Here is a 16708-nt window from a genome sequence, read left to right as displayed (position 1 = left end):
GTTCCCCGGTGGGTACGGCAGACTGCCTGCATGCCGACCCTCTTCTCCAGGATCATCGATCGAGAGCTGCCAGGGCGGTTCGTCCACGAGGACGATCTTGCCGTCGCGTTCCTGACCATCGCGCCGATCCGGCCCGGCCATACGCTGGTCGTGCCGCGCGCGGAGATCGATCAGTGGACGGACGCCGACCCGGAACTGCTGGCGCACTGCACCCGGGTCGCCCAGCAGATCGGCCGGGCGGTGAAGAGCGCCTTCGGCGCCCCCCGTGCTGCGCTGATCATCGCCGGCTTCGAGGTGGAGCACCTCCATCTGCACGTCTATCCGGTGTGGGGACTGTCGGACTTCGATCTGCAGCAGGCCGACCCGGCGACCGCGTCCGACCTGGACGATGCTGCCGCCAGGATCCGTGCCGCGTTGTAGAAGGCCACTGCTGCCGCATCGACGGAGACCAGCCCCGGCGACCCGGTCGGGTCAGGTCAGATCAGATCAGATCGGGTCAGATCAGGTCGGGTCGACGGCCGGTGATCTCCAGATGGGCGGCGATGGCCCCCCGGGACGCGCCGAGGGAGGTGATCCTGGACAGGTACCAGTACACCGCACCCGCTACGTAACAGGGATACTCGCGATCGCTTTCGTCGATCTCCCCGTCCAGGACGGCGATCAGGCCCTCCAGCACTTCCTTCGCGTCGCGATCGCCGACGTCCGCGGCCCTGCGGCAGACGTCGAGATAGTTGACCCCGACTCCGGAGAACTCCGGGCCACCGCCGTTCCGCACGCCGAAGGCCCGCCACGCCTGATTGGTCGCCGTGATGAAGCCGCCGCCGTCCAGCACGACTGTCGGATCCGGCAGGGCGTCGAACACGTCGGCCGCCACGTACAGGAAGCTGCTGTCCCGTTCGGTGCGCCGACGCAGAGCATCGTCCGGCCCGGGCGTCGGGAAGGGAGGCAGGCGCCCGGATTCGGTCGGTGCCGACACCGTCCGGGGAAGTTCGAGAGCAGTGTCCCACCGTTGCCATTCCCTGCGGTCCGCGGTCGGTCGGCCGAACAGAAATCCCTGCACCGCAGTCATTCCCAGCTCGGTCGCCATCTGGAACTCGGCGGCGGTCTCGATCCCCTCGGCGATCACCTGCGCCCCGATGTGATCGGCGAACGACACCATGGCCGCGCCGAGAGCCTGCCGGCCCCTGTCGATGTCGAGGTTGGCCACCACCTGCCGGTCGAGCTTGATCAGGGCCGGTTTCAACTGCAGGATGTGCTGCAGCGAGGAGAACCCGGCCCCGGCGTCGTCGACGGCGATGCGCAGGCCCTGCTTGCGCAGATCCCGCAGCGACTCGTCCAGCAAGCCGTAGTCGACCACCGGGGTGTGCTCGGTCAGTTCGATGACGACACGCCGGAGGTCGATCGGTCCATGGCGGATCAGATCGGCGAGGCGGGAATCCAGACAGGCCTCTGGTGACGCGTTGACCGAGACGTGCAGGTGTCCGGGTATTCCACCGCGGCGTCCAGCGCCCGTCGAACGGCGAGCAGCTCCAGTTCCACTCCCAGCCCCACGGAGGCGGCGTCGGCGAACCATCGGTCGGGTGGTGCACTCGGTTCGGCCGAGAAGCGGCTCAGTGCCTCGACCCCGACGACCAGGCCGCCGGACAGCTCGACGATCGGCTGGAACACGATGGTCAGCAGTTCGTGCTCCAACACCGCCTCGATGCGGCTCTGGACGACCTGATCGGCCGGACCGCGCCGCGGGTCGATGACTCGACGCCTGCTGAATCCCTCCAATCCGACGACACTCCCGTTCTGGTCGCGCATGAGACGGCCGGTCACCTCGAATCAGATCGCGGCGCCGCTGCGGTGACGGCCCTCGACCACCGACGCCGACCATCCGTCAGGGCCCTCGGGGGTAGCCGGTGAACGGTCGCTCCGGCCGAACCCACCGATATCCATCACCCGGCCGGCCGGGCTGCCGACGAGCTCCTCGGCCCCGTACCCCACCACCTCGAGGCTGTTGCCGCCGCAGGACAGGAACGTGCCGGCGAGGTCGATCTTCCAGGCCCACAGGGTGTCCGAGGAACGTGGGGAATGTTGAGACGGATTCATCGCCATTGCGCCCGCATTCGGGAGTCGGCTGCCCCTCCGGGTAGTCGTCACGTTTCCCCCATGGTCTGGTCGCTATGCCGTGAAATTCGTTTCTTCGATCGACTCCGGAACGCCTCGTCAATTAGAAGGGCAAGTGTCACTGATGTCGGAGTCGATGCCGCCGTCATCCCGTGGTCAACCCTACGCCACCGGCCACCACCTGCGTAGAGAACGACGCGGTGTCCATCTCCGATGATGCCATGAACGCGGTATGGCCCCGCGTGATCACCGGTCGGGTTTAATCCTCAGGATCATCGAAAACACCCCTTCGAGGGTGGGCGGTCGACAATTAGTAAGTATTCCCGAGCGAGATAACGTTGTTTCGACGGTATCGAACAATTCCGCCAGGACGCTCGGTGTCCTCGATCTGGGTCGGGGATCGGCGGGGCGCGCGGGTGGCGCCGTGATCGTCCGGGCCGCGGTCGTCCGGGCCGCGGTCGTCCGGGCCGCGGTCGTCCACCGCGTCGTCGGCAGTGGGCCGACCTACGAGCCGTGGATCGTTCGCAGGAACGCGCGCACTTCGGCGGCATAGCCGTCGGGGTTGTCGGCGTACACGGCGTGCCCTCCCGGCAGATGGCGCAGCGTGGTCCCGCTACGTCGGGCCGCCATGTCCTCCGCGTGATCGCCGGACAGCTGTCGGCTCTCGACGCCATGGATCAGCAGTGCAGGCATGGTGGTCGCAAGCCATTCCCGCCAGTGATCGCCGTTGAGTTCCTGCTGGGAGGCGACCATCTCGTCCGCGCACCATGGCACTCCCCAACCATCGGCGTAGTGGCGCATCACGTAGGCCTGCTTCGAACCCATGAAACCGAATGCGGTGACCAGATCCTCCTTGCTCGCCGCCCGTCGCGGCCATTGCCGGGTGATGCCCAGGTCGTCGTCGATCACCGCCCCGATGTCCACGACGATCATGGCTGTGACCCGTGCCGGGGCCCGGGCTGCGAGCAGATAGGCCACGGCGGCGCCCAGGGAATGGCCGAGCAGGACAGCGGTGGCGATGCCGAGGTGATCGAGCAGCGCCACCGCATCGTCGACGTATCGGTCGGTGGCGTAGCTGTGAGCATGTCCGGATTCCCCGTGGCCACGCTGATCGAGGGCCACCACCCGGTATCCGAGATCGGGTGGTACGGCTCCCTGATGCACGAAACGCGCTTCGTTGAGGTGACCGTGCAGTGCCAGCAGGACCGGTCCCGGTCCACCGGAATCCAGATAGGACAGGGTGATCCCTCCGTGGTCGAATGTGGTCCGGCGACCTGGATTCGTCCGAGTCCATCTTCGTTTCCTCCTCGGTGTTCACATCGGGTCAGATGCCCAGGGCACTGGACCACAGGTGGAAGAGCGCATAGGCGCGAAATGGGGACCAGGCTTCGGCGGCGGTCCTGGCCTCGATCGCCGATCCGACGCCCAGGGCACGCTGCAGGACCAGGTCACCGGACGGATATCCATCGCGGTCGCCGAGGGCGCGCACCGCCAGCAGATCGACGGTCCACGGGCCGATCCCCGGCAGGGCCAACAGCTCTCGGCGCAGGCCGGGACCGTCGGGCCCCGGGCTGATGGCGAGGCCCTCGGTACAGGCGGTGGCCAGGGCCTGGATGGATCGGGCCCTGGAATGCGTGACGCCGATCGCAGCCTGGATCTCCGTCGGGTGGACGGCGGAAAGGTCCGCCGCGGTCGGGAAGGGGCGAAGCCCGGTGGTGCTCTGCGGCACGCCGCCGAAGGCCGCCACCGCGCGGGCGCCGAACCCGCGGGCGGCCGCCACCGACACCTGCTGCCCGATGATGGTCATCACGGCCGCCTCGAAACCGTCCGGGTAGCCGATGACCCGCAGACCGGGCCGGGATCTGACCATCGCACCGATCTGCGGGTCCGCGCCGAGGGCGGTCGCGACGGCGTCCGGGTCGGCGTCCAGGTCGAGACAGCTGCGGACGGTGGCCGTCAGATGTTCGAGTTCGCGCCCGCTCGATGCCGCGTGGGTCAGCTCGACGTGGTCGCGGTGGAGACGGACCGTCACCAGTGTCGGCGTATCGTCCGGCCGGGCGAGAAATCCTGTCAGACAGGCTGACTCGACGTCCACCAGCTCGGCGCCGGGGAGGGCGGTGGCGGCGAGCACGGCGAGGGCCGGACCGACCTCGAAGGGCGCTGTGAGATCCAGGTGGGCGGTCCGGTCGGTCGGCTGGTCGATCGTCCGGAGCGCAGGGGTGGTCCCGGTCGTCCCGAGGTGGAAGCCGCCCACCTCAACCGGCCACGAAGCTGAGCCGCACATTTCGCTCCGGGTTGTCGACATTGGTGTCGACCAGGCAGATCGACTGCCAGACGCCCAGCTGGAGGCGGCCGCCGATGACCGGAATGGTGACCGACGGCGAGATGATGCCCGGCAGTACATGATCGCGGCCGTGGCCGCCCGATCCGTGCCGATGGGCCCACCGGTCGTCGGACGGCAGCAGCGCTTCGACGGCGGCCAGGAGATCGTCGTCACTTCCGGCGCCGGTCTCGATGGTCGCGAGGCCGGCGGTAGCGTGCGGGACGAAGACGTTCAGCAGCCCGTCGCCTCCGGTCAGGAACCTCTCGCAGGTGGTGGTCAGATCGTGGACGACCGGATGTCGTCCGGTGCGGACCGTGATCAGTTCTGAGTGCATGCCGACCATGATGCTCGGCGCCGGCGCGCTGCGCCCCCACGCGGGCCCTCGACACAGCGCCCGAACGGACAGGTCAGCTCCTTTCACTCGTTCGCGTGATGTTCGGCCGGTTCGACTGTCGTACGAACCATCGGCACCGAATCCCTGCGGAAGTGCGGACGCGTACCCGGCAGAACGGATGAGGACGACACCATGGCACCGATTCCAGTTCTGTGCCGCGTGCGCGGGCACGGTTCGGTCGCCGGCGGGAACGGCCCGCCGTGGACCTGAGGCGCCGGGTTCGCTCGTCGCGGGTGTTCAGCCTGCTGGGCGTGCAGCGTCTGGTGACCACGCTGCACAGTCACATCGGCGTGGCCGACACCGTGCAGGCGGTGGCCGAGTTGGCGGTGAAGGTGGCCGGTTTCGGGGTCGCGGCCGTCAGCATCGCCCGCGGCGACGGGCAGATGGAAATGGTGGCGGTGGCAGGCAGTACGGGCGCACGGCACCAGTTGCTCGGAACCAGGAAGGCGCGGTCGTCCTACGAGGTGGAATTCGGTGTGGCCGAGGTCTGGGGCCGACTTCTCTTCGTCCCGCACGAGCGGCTCCCCGATGCGCAGGACCGCGGCTGGATCCCGGAGGTACCGCGCCGGCGGCGGTTCGCGGGTGTCCTGACGTTCGGCAGGTCCTGGCACCCCCTGGACGCCCTGTACGCCCCGCTGCGATCGGCCTCCGGTGATCTGATCGGCATTCTCTCGGTGGATCTGCCGGTGGGTGGTCGGCGGCCGGGGCGGCGGCAGCGCGAGCTGCTGGAGGTACTCGCGACGCAGGCCGGGATCGCGGTGGACAACGCCAGGCTGACGAACGAGTTGCGGGCCGAGAAAGAACTGTTCAAGCTCACCTTCGACGGCTCCGGTGTCGGGATGGCGCTGATCTCGCTGGGCGAGTCGAACTTCGGTCGGTACCTCCAGGTCAACGCGGCCTTCTGCGAGATCGTCGGCCGCGGTGCCGACGAACTGCTCGCGATGACCGCGGAGCAGTTGCTCCACGAGGACGACCGGCCGGCTGCCCGGGCCAGAGTCGAGGAATTGGCCCGGGCGGCCGGGAACGGGTATCGCGCGGAGAAGCGTCAGGTCCGACCCGATGGTGAGATCGTCTGGGTGGCCTCAACTGTCACAGCCGTGGACGGGGGCGATGGCTCGCCGAGGTATGCGGTGGCGCAGATCGAGGACATCACCGGTCGGCGGGCGCACCGCGAAGAACTGAAGCATCGGGCCCACCACGACCCGCTCACCGACCTCCCGAACCGGGCGGCTCTCCTGGAGAGGCTTCGGATGTCGAACGAAGCGGCCCAGGCCGGAGGCCGTCCCGGCGCGCTCCTGTTCCTGGACCTGAACGATTTCAAGGAGGTGAACGACCGCTACGGGCACCACGTGGGCGATCAGGTGCTCACGGCTCTGGCGGCACGGTTGAAGGTGACCGTCGATGGCAGGCACATGGCCGGCCGGTTGGGCGGCGACGAGTTCCTGGTCATCGCAGATGGTCTCGACGAGGAACAGACGGCGATGCTCGTCGCGGATCTGGTCGACGTGGTGGCTCAGCCGCTCACCGTCGACGGGACCACCGTATCGAGCACGGTCAGCATCGGGAGCGCGCCGATCCCGGTCCACCCGGTCGATCTGCACGACCTGATCACCGCAGCCGACCGGGCGATGTACGTGAGCAAGCGTGGACCCGGGACGACGGAGCACTGACGCTCTTTGGATCTCGTGGCTCAGGCGTACCGCGGTTTCATGCGTGTCGCGGTTTCAGGCGTAGCGGGCGGCGAGTGCCTGGAGGGTCCTGGTGATACCGGTGGCATTGGTCTGTGGCTGCTTGAAGATCTCCAGGATCTTCGGGGCTCTTGCGCCGGCGTAGTCGAAGGTTTCAGTGATCTCGGTGGTGCCGGGGGCGATCTGGTTCAGCTCCCAACGCCAACGGTGACCGAGCGGATGCCGCCACTCGATCAGGCGGTCGCTGTCGAATTCGGTGACGGTCGAGGTGATCTTGTAGGGAAATCCGAATTGCTTCATCCCGACGCTGAACCTGGCACCCTTGCTCAACAGAACCGGCCCGGTCACCGGGATGTCGCGGAGCGTCCCGGAACCGTCGAGTTCGGGGTGGCGGTGGGGGTCGGCGACGAGGGCGAAGACCTCCGCGGCTGCGGCACCGACCGTCACCCGCCTGGTGATCCGTCGCGGGCCGCTGTCGACCGTGGTGACCGTGGCGTTCGTCATGACCACACGGTACCTACGTCAACCTTCCGTGCCCCGCTCGAAAAGTTCTGCATGTTGTTCGAGGAGACGGCGGGGGGCACGGGTCTGCCATGCCTCCTCGAACAACTCGGTCAGTTCTGCGGGGTCGACGGCGGAAAGCCGCACCAGCACACTGGGGTGCCCGGCGTAGTGGGGCGTTGTGAAGAATTTCGCGGGAGCGGAGGCGATCAGTTCGTCCCTGTCCTCGACGCTGCTGCGGAACACCACGAGCACTCCAGGCTCTTCGTGAACGCGGGCGAACAACCGGTCCTGCACCCGAAAGCCGGGGGATCCGTAGGACGGACGCTCGATGGTCGACGGCAGGGCGAGGGCAATTCGTCGCACGTCGTCCGCGGTGGTCATGGTTGCTGACGATGCCACGGGCTGTGGTCGTCGTCCACAGGCGAGCACCGCGTGATTTCTGTCGCTTCGCGCGTTGCGAGGCACTGAGGGCTGTTCGCATCAGTCACTGTTGCGACATGACAAACGCGGATGCGATGGTCCGGATCGTGACGGCCGACATCGACCTCGATGTCACCAGTCCCGGCAAGGTGGTATTCCAGATCGCGGTGACGCGTTCGCCGGGACTGATCGTGGACGAGTCGTTCCATCTCACCTGCGACGGCCGGGAAATTTCGGCCGAGGAGGTCATCGGCGTGACCGGCTCACGCTTTCATGTCGTGCAATTCGACGGTGGCCGGGTGCTGATGTCCTACCGCGCGACGGTGACCGGGCATGCCGACGTGCCGGAGGTGATCGACTACGAATTGATCGAATACCTGCGGCCGAGCCGCTACGCGGAGTCGGACAAATTGGCGGCGATCGCCTTCCGGCAGTTCGGGCACCTGACGAAGGCGCAAGACCTGCTCGGTGGAATCGCCGCCTGGGTCGGGGATCACCTGAGATACGTGTCCGGCAGTAGCGACCCCATCGACGGCTCTGTCGACACGTATCTTCTGGGAAATGGTGTCTGCCGGGATTACGCGCACCTGGTGGTCGCCCTGTTGCGGGCCCGCAACGTGCCCGCCCGCCTGGTCGCCGTCTATGCGCCCGGCCTGTATCCGATGGACTTCCATGCGGTGGCAGAGGCTTTCGTCGACGGACAGTGGCGGGTGGTCGACGGGACCCTGCTCGCGCCGCGCAGCTCGCTCGTCCGCATCGCGACCGGACGCGACGCGGCCGATACCGCATTCGTCGAAAATTTCGGTGGGTCGATCAATTTCAATGGCGCCTGGGTCACGGCCATCGTCGACGGACTACTTCCGAATGACGACCCGCGCCACCTGGTGACGCTCGGCTGACTTCTTCGTCTTGCGGTCCGGCGGTCGGGCAGGCTGTGGATCGAAGAGTGCAAAAATTGGGTCCTCCGGGTTCGGAGGATTGGACGGACGAGGGTAGGGAACTGTCCCGACATGACTCTTCACAAAGGCGCCCACGTCACCTGGAACACCCCGCAGGGCAAGACTCACGGAGTGACGCAGCAGCGACGGGTCCAGGCCTTCGAACACGACGGCCAGAAGTTCAACGCCTCGGCGGACGATCCCTATTGGATCGTCAAGTCCGACAAGTCGGGTGCCACCGCCGCCCACAAGGAATCCTCGCTCGGCCGCGAGTAGCAGCCCGGGTCTGCTCGGTCGTGGGAGCCACTCGGGGTGGGGGGATGTAGCGGTGGCATGACTTCGGCGCCAGGCTGCAGTCGGTCCGCCTTGATGCAGTCGGTGCGCCAAGCGGCAGTCGGTGCGCCAAGCGGCAGTCGGTGGGCTCTCGTGCAGCAGCCGTGCGTTGGGGTCGCGGCCGGGATCATGGTCATCTGGGTTCAGCTGAGAGCGAAGGTGATGCTCGGTCAAAGCCTTGTGCAGCAACCGGATCGACGCTAACATCGAATGTTGATTCGAATGGTTTCGTCGGTTGGTCTGGGGGTGGGGTCGTGGAGCAGGTTGCTGATGAGCCGGTCGTTGCGGCCGCTGTCGACTGGTCGGCGGTGGCTGGTGCGGTGCCGGGGGCGGCGTCCTTCGGTGCGGTGTCGGCGGCTTGTCCGGCGGGGTTGAGCCCGGCGCAGCTGCCGGATCTGATCGTCGCGACGGACCGGTTGATCAGCCATCTGCAGGCGGTGCAGGTCGCGGCGGTGGCCGAGTTTTCGTTGCCGGGCCGCTCCGGGAGCATGCAGTAGTTGATCGACGCACTGGAGGACAAGACCGGGTTGACGACCCGCGCGGATGGTTCCACCGATGATTTCGCGGTGCAGTGCCTGATCGTGGAGCGGGCCCGGTCGATGGCTGCGGCCGAGGTCGGGGCGGCGTTGCACCAGTCGCCGATGGGCGCCGCCCGCCGGGTCGCCGATGCGGTGGAGTTGGCGCAGGAGCTTCCGGCGACCCTGGCGTCGTTGCGGACGGGCCGCATCGATCTGCCGCGGGCCCGGACCATCGCGGCGCGCACCGCCGATCTGACGCCGGATCTGCGGGCCCGGGTGGAGGCAGCGGTGCTGCCGCTGGCGCAATCTCGCACACCGGGGCAATTGGTGCCGATGATCGACCGGCGGGTGATCGCGGCGGATCCGTCGGCGTCCAGGAAACGGGCGATCGCGGCGAGGCGGGACCGGTTCGTGGATCACTGCCCGTCGGTGGATGGGATGGGGATGATCCGGGCGCACCTACCGGCAGAGGGTGCGGTGTCGGTGTACGACCTGTTGGACCGGATCGCCCGGGCCACGGCCGGTACCGATGATCGGCCGATCGCGGCCCGCCGCGCCGATGCCCTGGTGGACGTCTGCACCCAGTTGTTGACCGACGGGTACGTCCACGTCGGGGACGGTCGACAGCCGGACTGCTCGGCGCAGACGACGCCGCCAAGTCCTGCCAACGGTACCGCCGGCACCACCGGCGCAGGCAGTGGTGAGAGCGCGTCGGCCAGCGAAAAAGGACCGCTAGCAACGGGTCCCACCCCCGTGACGTCCACGCCGGCTTCGACCGCCGAGCCGGTGGCATCTGCTGCCGGTGGTTCCAGGGTGCGGTTGTCGAAGGTGTCCACCCAGCAGGGCCGGGGTGCGCATTTCAACCTGACGATGTCGTTGGCGGCATTCACCCGGTTCAACACCGACCCCGCCGAACTGACCGGCCACGGCATGATCCCCGCGCACATCGCCCTCGCCATGCAAAAATCGATCCGGTCGTTGGCGGTGATCATCACCGACACCCACGGCCATGCGATGGCTGTCGGCGGCACCACCTACCTACCCAGCCAGCTGATCCGCGATCAGGTGATCGCCGCCGCCGGGACGTGCCGGTTCCCGTCCTGCCGGATCAGCGCCCGCTCGGCCGACCTGGATCACCGGGAGTCGTTCAACCACACCGACCCCGCCCGCGGCGGACGCACCACCGCTGCCGGACTCGACCCCCAATGCCGGCACCACCACGTCATCAAGACGTTCACCGACTGGGTTCCCGTCCGGGACCCCGCCGACGGGCTGAGCATGAACTGGACCAGCCCCACCGACCACCGCTATCTGGACCACCCCAAGGAACACGCACTGCCCGAACAGGAACATGCGACACCCCAACCTCCCGCCGCCGACACGGCGGACGCTTCAGATCCGGATGCGCCGACTCCGTGCACCTGCACCTGCGGACACGGCCACCCCTCGGACCTGACCGGCGGCAGCACCGCCCAGATCCAGGCCGAACAAGCCGTCCTGCTGATCGCCCGCCAGCAGCAGAGAGACCTGGACGCCGAAGAACTGGCCGAAAAGCAGCAACTGTTCCTGGGCAACCGACCCAAATTGATCCACTACATCGGACCCACCTCACGGCCCTGGCCCGAGGACGACCGTACCGACGAAGAATTCAACGCTGAAGTCCAGGCCTACATCGCCACCTGCGAGTCCTTCGAGGAGTTCAAAGCCGACCAACTCAAAGTCACCCGACGGATCTACCCTCTCCTGCACGCCGTCCAGCGGGCCGACGACTACCAGCGCGCACACCCCGACCCGAACGAACCGCCATTCTGACCAGGCAACGTTCGGCGGATTCAACTGGTCGTCGCAACACTCCCGAGAGTGGAGGTCTTGCAATGGGTCCAGCTTCGGATCGGATGATGTCGATGACCGGGCGGCCGGCGATGCGGTCGCCCGGGCGGCCGCCGGCCCGCCGGGATGTCGAACGGGTATTTTGGCGCAACATCGCGAAAGGGATGACCAGCGAAGACGCCGCGACGGCGTGCGGCGTGTCGGGGCCCGTCGGGACGCGTTGGTTCCGCGACAGTGGCGGCATGCCGCTGATTGAACTGCAGCCCCCGTCGGGCAGATATCTCTCGTTTGTTGAGCGAGAGGACATCGCTCTGCTGACAGCGCAGGGCAACGGAGTGCGTGAGGTCGCCCGCCGCCTGGGTCGGTCGCCATCGACGATCTCGCGGGAGCTGCGCCGCAATGCCGCAACTCGTGGCGGCCAGTTGGAGTATCGAGCGTCGACTGCCCAGTGGAAGGCCGAGCTGATGGCCCGCCGTCCCAAGACGGCCAAGTTGGTGACGAACGATCGGCTTCGTGGCCATGTCCAGGACCGCCTGGCCGGGGTCATCCGCGCCGCGGACGGCACTGTCGTACCGGGACCAGTCGTTGCAAAATGGAAGGGGCGTAACAAGCCTCACCGCCAGGACCGGCGGTGGGTGACAGCGTGGAGCCCGGAGCAGATCGCCCACCGCCTGCCGATCGACTTCCCCGACGACCCGACGATGCGCATCTCCCACCAGGCGATCTATCAGGCCCTGTACATCAAGGACCGCGGCGCCTTGGAGCGCGATTTGGTGCCGTGTCTGCGGACCGGACGGGCGTTGCGGGTCCCCCGGGCGAGAGCCCGAAAGCGAGCCACCGGCCACGTGACTCCGGAGGTGACGATCGATAAGCGGCCCGCCGAGGCCGACGATCGGAAGACCGCCGGCCACTGGGAGGGCGACCTCATCATCGGCACCGGCCGGTCAGCGATCGGCACCGTCGTGGAACGGATGACCAGGTTCACGATCCTGCTGCACCTGCCGCGAATGGAAGGCTACGGACTTGAGCCGCCGGTGAAGAACGGTCCCGCATTGAGCGGTTACGGCGCGACCGCAACCAAGGACAGTATTGTCGCGAAAATGGTTGCAGTGCAGCGGGAGTTGCGTCAGTCGTTGACCTGGGACCGTGGCAAGGAACTGGCCGCGCATGTCTCTCTAAAGGCCGAGACTGGTATGGCGGTGTTCTTCGCCGATCCGCACAGCCCTTGGCAGCGGGGTACGAACGAAAACACGAACGGCCTGCTACGTCAGTACTTCCCGAAAGGAACCGACCTATCCCGCTGGTGCGCCGCAGAAATTGACTCCGTCGCTGATGCATTGAACGACCGACCCCGCAAAACGCTCGGCTGGAAGACACCGGCGGAAGCGATGGCCGAGCAGCTACTATTACTGCAGGAGCCGAGTGTTGCTACCACCGGTTGAGTCTGGTTTCTGACCGGGCAACGTTCTGACCAGGCAACGTTCCGGTCAAATCGCGATTCCGGTCAGGCACGGTTCAAGTCAAGGCATCACGATCTGGCAGCTTCGCGCATAACCTTCTCGACCGACACCCTGCGCGGGCTGATGGGAGACTCAAGATCCCACGTGATCGGGAGTAGATCGTGATCGGGACTAGATCTCCTCGTCAGGGCCGAGAGGTTTCACTGCCTCTTCCTCCTGCAGCTTCTTCCGGTCTTTCGCAGTGGTGGAAGGGTCGTGCACGGCGTCGCTGTATTCCTGGAGTTCAGCTTTGTGCTCTTCGAAAGTCTGCTCGCGTTCCATTCTCTCAGTATGCCCGGACAGAACAATCGGCGTGACGAAAGGGCCGGCACAGAGGGCCGGTAGGGATACGTCATGACCAGCGATCACGCAGGGACTGCTCCGATCAGGTGCCCGACGAGGAACGTCACCGCCACCGCGACCGCGCCGAGTACGAGTTGGCGGATACCGGCATGCAGCAGGGGCCGCCCCGTCAGCCGGCCGACCACCATCCCGCCGCAGACCAGGGCAACCGCGGTGATCAGCATGGCCGCGAGCAGGCCGGGAAATCCGAACAGGTAGGGTATCAGGGGCAGGAGCGCACCGATGGAGAACGCGACCAGGGATGCCCCACCCGCCAACAGCGCCGACGGCAGATCGTCGGGATCGAGGCCGAGTTCGTCTCTGGTATGCAGGCGAAGTGCCATGTCGGGATTCTTGGACACCGACGCGGCCATCTTGGCGGCGGTGTCGGCGTCGGCTCCGTAGCCGCGGAACGTCTCCGCCAGCTCGGCCTGCTCGGCAGCCGGGAACTGTTCGTGCATACGACGTTCCACTGCGACCTCGGCCTGCACCAGCTCGTTCTGATTCGTCACCGACACGTATTCGCCGGTCCCCATCGAGAAGGCGCCGGCCACCAGCCCGGCAAGTCCGGTCAACACGATGGCGTGCGTCGACCCGCCGCCACCGCCGACACCGGCGATCAGCGAGGCGTTGGTGACGAGACCGTCGACCGCGCCGAAGACGGTCGGGCGCAGCCATCCGCCGGACACATCGCGATGGCGGTGCGACCAACCGGACTTCAGAGCCGCCTCCCGTACCGAGGCATCTGAATCCGAGCTGTGGTCGCTTCTCTTTTCAGGCACGATGGGCCATTGTGCCCCACCCCGGGTGTCCGCAGGGTCAGGTGACCATCAGCACCAGGCTCGCATAGCCAGTGGCACCGTCGGGCAGCACCTCGCGAGCGGTGGAATCCTGGACGACTCCGGCGGTGTCCACCGCCCGACATCGCACGATGTGCGAGCCCCGCGTTGCCTTCCACTGGTGTCGCCATTGTCGCCACGTATCGATCGAGAGCTGACCGGCCAGGTCGGCCGGATGCCACGAACCGTTGTCGACCTGCACCTGGACGGCCGAGATCCCGTCGTGCTGAGCCCACGCCATACCGGCAATGGTGACCAGGTCACCGGCCGAGTAGGGCGTGTACGGGGCAGGCACGTCTATCCGCGAGGACATCTTGACCGGCGCCTGCTCTGCGTAACCCCGGGAGGTCCAGTAGCTGGAGTCCTTCGCGAAGGTGGTGACCTGGAGGTCGACCAACCACTTGGTCGCCGAGACGTATCCGTACAGACCCGGGACCACCATCCGCACCGGAAAGCCGTGTGCGATCGGCAGCGGAGCGCCGTTCATCGCGACGGCCAGCAACGCGTCCCGGCCGTCGGTCAGCGCCGAGAGCGGCGTGGTGGAGGTGAACCCGTCGATGCTGGTGGACAGAACACAATCGGCGCCCGGCAGCAGGCCGGCGCGCTGCAGGAGCCGGTCGATCCGCACGCCGATCCAGGTCGCGTTGTCGACCAGGTGTCCGCCGACTGGATTGGACACGCACGTCAGCGTGATCGAGCGCTCGACCTGGGGCTCCGCCATCAGGGCGAAGTAGTTCAGCCTCACCTCCTGCTGGACCAGCCCATGAATCCGCAGTGACCAGTCCTCCGCTCGGATCAACGGGGGCGAGAGGGCCGTGTCGATCCGGTAGAAGTCGGCGGTAGGTGTGACGAACGGGCTCAGCCCCTGGATGGCCGGGAACTCCACCGAGGTGGTGGATCCTGTTGCCGCAGTGCGTGATGCAGTGCGTGAAGCGGCACTGGACGGGGTGGTGGACGCGGTGGTCGTCGGTTCCGGTGCCGCAGATCCGTGGGAGGTGGACGGTGCGGAGGTGGATGGTGCGGAGGTGGACGGTGCCGACGAGGACGCTGCCGACGAGGACGGTGCGATGGCGGACTGGCCCGCAAAGGACGCTGAGGCGGACTGCCTCAGGGGGGACGTCGCAGTAGAGGCCGGGGTCGCCCCACCGGAATTGATGGGTTGGGAGTCCCCCGGAAGCGGGATCGCGATGCGAGCCCGACTGGCCTCCACCTCGGACGCGCTGGGAATCAGACGCGACAGGGCTCCCGAAGCTGCGGCCACCACGGCGCCGAAGGTCATCAGCCGAACGAACTGGCGTCGACGGTGCAGCGTGACGCGGCCGGTCTGCGCAGCGACCGGAACCCGGCCGGCTCCTACTGCCGCTTCCGCCGCCGCTGCCGTCGTCGCTACCGCAGCCCTCGTCTCGGGACCGGAGGCGACGGCCCGGGGAACGGCCGCCACGTGCGAAGGCCGGCGCACGGCGTGGGCCCTCGCAATCCGACCGCCACCGCTCAACACCAGCAGCCCCACCAGCGCACCGAGCACCGCGGGAACGGCGTCGATCAGACGGGAGTCGGCCCGGCTCAGGACTGCGGCCAGGGCGCCCGCGACCAGGACGCCGGACACCGCGAGCGCCACGGAGATCCGGATCCGTGCCAGTAGACCGATCAGAACGGCCGTGATGGTCACGGTCAGCGCCATCCCGACCAGCAGGGCCTGTTTGTCCCGAGTGCCGAACTCCGAGATGGCCCAGTTCTTCAACCACTGCGGGGTGATCGTGATGAACCATTCACCCAAGGCGTTGGCTGGCGACGAAGCAGTGCGCAACAGTCCCATCCATTGGCCGGCCGCAGCCAGCAGTTCGGCGAAAGCCGCCGCGAGGCCCACCGACACCACCCCGAGGACGGCGTGAGCGTAAGGCCCCAGCTGTCCACGACCGGTCATCTGTCGCTCATCGGGGCCGCGCGATCGGACACCGGCATGACGTCCAGTATGCCTTCGGGCATGCTGGGGCCATGGCGAACGCACCCAACCGACCCGATCGGCACCACCCACTGATGATCCTGGCCATGGATCACCGTGACTCGTTTGCCAAGCTCTTCGGCGTCGAGGGCGATCCGCGTCTGAGTGATCTGGCGCGGATGCGGGCGTCCAAACGGCTCATCTACGCCGGGCTGGAGCTGGCGACCCCGGAGCTCGGTGACGCCAGGGCCGGCGTCCTGGTCGACGAGCACCTCGGCGCGCAGGTGCTGACCGAGGCGGGCCGGGGCTCGGCCGTGGTGGCGATGCCGGTGGAACGCAGCGGGCAGAAGCTGTTCTCGCTGGAGTACGGCTCCGATACCGACGCGCACCTGGCCGAATTCGAGCCCGACTACGTCAAAGTGCTCGTCCGGATGAACCCTGCGGACGATCCGGCGGACCTCGCCGCCCAGCTGACCGCCCTGGCCACCCTGTCGGAGTCACTGCGACAGCAGGGTCGGGCCTTCCTCTACGAGTTGCTGGTCCCGGCCACCGACGAACAGCGGGTGGCGGCCGGCGGCACGGAGGCCTACGACCGGGAAGTGCGTCCGGGCCTCGTCTGCCAGGTGATCGCCGCGAACCAGGACGCCGGAGTGGAACCGACCCTCTGGAAGATCGAGGGACTGGAAACCGTCGAGGCGGCCGAGGCGGTGGTCCGGGCCGCCAGGGCCGGCGGACGGGATGCCGATTGCATCGTTCTCGGCCGGGATGCGCCCCGGGCCACTCTCGATCGATGGCTGCGGATCGCAGCCGCGGTCGACGGTTTCGTGGGCTTCGCCGTCGGCAGGTCGATCTGGGAGGACCCCGTGACCCAGCACGTCGAGGACGGCGACGATGCCAGGCTGATCCGTACCGTTGCCCAGAACTACCTGCACTTCGTCACCGTCTACCTCGACGCACGCGCCCACTGAGCGCGTGGTCAGAGACGAGCGCGCGGTCGCAGCCGAGCGCGCGGTCGCAGCCGAGCGC

At 67.4% G+C, this 16708-nt stretch carries 19 protein-coding genes; 8 read left to right on the top strand and 11 right to left on the bottom strand.

The genetic code is table 11. The features are described from left to right. The first annotated feature begins 30 nt into the window (after positions 1-30). The gene (locus H7F38_RS18740; protein ID WP_187091237.1) at positions 31-420 is read left to right on the top strand and encodes an HIT family protein; all 390 of its coding nucleotides are present in this window, start codon (positions 31-33) and stop codon (positions 418-420) included. Between the two features lie 76 nt (positions 421-496). On the opposite strand, the gene H7F38_RS18735 is transcribed toward H7F38_RS18740, so the two are convergent. The 6 genes from H7F38_RS18735 to H7F38_RS18710 all read right to left on the bottom strand — a co-directional run bounded on the left by H7F38_RS18735 (position 497) and on the right by H7F38_RS18710 (position 4769). After that, positions 497-1441, bottom strand: coding sequence for an EAL domain-containing protein (locus H7F38_RS18735; RefSeq protein ID WP_255498434.1), 945 nt, complete (start codon positions 1439-1441; stop codon positions 497-499). Beyond that, on the bottom strand, positions 1417-1806 hold the full coding sequence (locus H7F38_RS18730) for an EAL domain-containing protein (protein ID WP_187091236.1): 390 nt from the start codon (positions 1804-1806) through the stop codon (positions 1417-1419). The genes H7F38_RS18735 and H7F38_RS18730 overlap by 25 nt, the downstream gene beginning before the upstream one ends. A gap of 21 nt (positions 1807-1827) precedes the next feature. After that, positions 1828-2145 carry a hypothetical protein gene (locus H7F38_RS18725; protein WP_187091235.1) on the bottom strand — a complete coding sequence of 106 codons (318 nt, stop codon included), beginning with the start codon at positions 2143-2145 and terminating at the stop codon, positions 1828-1830. Positions 2146-2616: 471 nt separating this feature from the next. After that, the gene (locus H7F38_RS18720; protein WP_222618168.1) at positions 2617-3276 is read right to left on the bottom strand and encodes an alpha/beta fold hydrolase; all 660 of its coding nucleotides are present in this window, start codon (positions 3274-3276) and stop codon (positions 2617-2619) included. Between the two features lie 160 nt (positions 3277-3436). Next, complete coding sequence (locus H7F38_RS18715; RefSeq protein ID WP_187091234.1) at positions 3437-4396, bottom strand: DNA-3-methyladenine glycosylase; 960 nt, start codon at positions 4394-4396, stop codon at positions 3437-3439. Next, positions 4368-4769: a YjbQ family protein gene (locus tag H7F38_RS18710; protein ID WP_187091233.1), complete on the bottom strand. Its 402-nt coding sequence runs from the start codon at positions 4767-4769 to the stop codon at positions 4368-4370. The genes H7F38_RS18715 and H7F38_RS18710 overlap by 29 nt, the downstream gene beginning before the upstream one ends. Positions 4770-5062: 293 nt before the next feature. On the opposite strand from H7F38_RS18710, the gene H7F38_RS18705 reads away from it, so the two are divergent. After that, positions 5063-6499 carry a sensor domain-containing diguanylate cyclase gene (locus H7F38_RS18705; protein ID WP_187091232.1) on the top strand — a complete coding sequence of 479 codons (1437 nt, stop codon included), beginning with the start codon at positions 5063-5065 and terminating at the stop codon, positions 6497-6499. A 54-nt stretch (positions 6500-6553) separates the two neighbouring features. On the opposite strand, the gene H7F38_RS18700 is transcribed toward H7F38_RS18705, so the two are convergent. Both H7F38_RS18700 and H7F38_RS18695 read right to left on the bottom strand, forming a co-directional pair. Continuing rightward, positions 6554-7021, bottom strand: a complete 468-nt coding sequence (locus H7F38_RS18700; RefSeq protein ID WP_187091231.1) for an SRPBCC family protein — start codon at positions 7019-7021, stop codon at positions 6554-6556. Positions 7022-7039: 18 nt separating this feature from the next. After that, on the bottom strand, positions 7040-7402 hold the full coding sequence (locus H7F38_RS18695; RefSeq protein WP_187091230.1) for an MmcQ/YjbR family DNA-binding protein: 363 nt from the start codon (positions 7400-7402) through the stop codon (positions 7040-7042). 116 nt (positions 7403-7518) lie between these two features. Here H7F38_RS18695 and H7F38_RS18690 point away from each other — a divergent pair, with 116 nt between their 5' ends. The 5 genes from H7F38_RS18690 to H7F38_RS18670 all read left to right on the top strand — a co-directional run bounded on the left by H7F38_RS18690 (position 7519) and on the right by H7F38_RS18670 (position 12502). After that, positions 7519-8340, top strand: a complete 822-nt coding sequence (locus H7F38_RS18690; RefSeq protein WP_222618167.1) for a transglutaminase family protein — start codon at positions 7519-7521, stop codon at positions 8338-8340. Positions 8341-8451: 111 nt separating this feature from the next. After that, complete coding sequence (locus tag H7F38_RS18685) at positions 8452-8655, top strand: DUF2945 domain-containing protein (protein WP_187091229.1); 204 nt, start codon at positions 8452-8454, stop codon at positions 8653-8655. A gap of 311 nt (positions 8656-8966) precedes the next feature. After that, the gene (locus H7F38_RS18680) at positions 8967-9209 is read left to right on the top strand and encodes a hypothetical protein (protein WP_187091228.1); all 243 of its coding nucleotides are present in this window, start codon (positions 8967-8969) and stop codon (positions 9207-9209) included. Then, positions 9210-11042: a DUF222 domain-containing protein gene (locus H7F38_RS18675; RefSeq protein WP_187091227.1), complete on the top strand. Its 1833-nt coding sequence runs from the start codon at positions 9210-9212 to the stop codon at positions 11040-11042. An 83-nt stretch (positions 11043-11125) separates the two neighbouring features. Further along, on the top strand, positions 11126-12502 hold the full coding sequence (locus tag H7F38_RS18670; protein ID WP_187094819.1) for an IS30 family transposase: 1377 nt from the start codon (positions 11126-11128) through the stop codon (positions 12500-12502). Between the two features lie 189 nt (positions 12503-12691). On the opposite strand, the gene H7F38_RS18665 is transcribed toward H7F38_RS18670, so the two are convergent. The 3 genes from H7F38_RS18665 to H7F38_RS18655 all read right to left on the bottom strand — a co-directional run bounded on the left by H7F38_RS18665 (position 12692) and on the right by H7F38_RS18655 (position 15664). Continuing rightward, entirely contained in the window at positions 12692-12841 is a 150-nt protein-coding gene (locus H7F38_RS18665) for a hypothetical protein (RefSeq protein ID WP_187091226.1), read from the bottom strand. A gap of 83 nt (positions 12842-12924) precedes the next feature. Then, positions 12925-13683, bottom strand: a complete 759-nt coding sequence (locus H7F38_RS18660) for a VIT1/CCC1 transporter family protein (RefSeq protein WP_222618166.1) — start codon at positions 13681-13683, stop codon at positions 12925-12927. 37 nt (positions 13684-13720) lie between these two features. After that, positions 13721-15664, bottom strand: coding sequence for a molybdopterin-dependent oxidoreductase (locus H7F38_RS18655; RefSeq protein ID WP_255498067.1), 1944 nt, complete (start codon positions 15662-15664; stop codon positions 13721-13723). A gap of 71 nt (positions 15665-15735) precedes the next feature. Here H7F38_RS18655 and H7F38_RS18650 point away from each other — a divergent pair, with 71 nt between their 5' ends. Next, on the top strand, positions 15736-16650 hold the full coding sequence (locus tag H7F38_RS18650) for a 2-deoxy-5-keto-D-gluconate 6-phosphate aldolase domain-containing protein (RefSeq protein ID WP_187091225.1): 915 nt from the start codon (positions 15736-15738) through the stop codon (positions 16648-16650). Positions 16651-16708: the final 58 nt, after the last annotated feature.

It is taken from the genome of Nakamurella sp. PAMC28650 (assembly GCF_014303395.1).
Classification (GTDB): domain Bacteria; phylum Actinomycetota; class Actinomycetes; order Mycobacteriales; family Nakamurellaceae; genus Nakamurella.
This window is presented reverse-complemented; position numbering and strand designations above follow the sequence as displayed.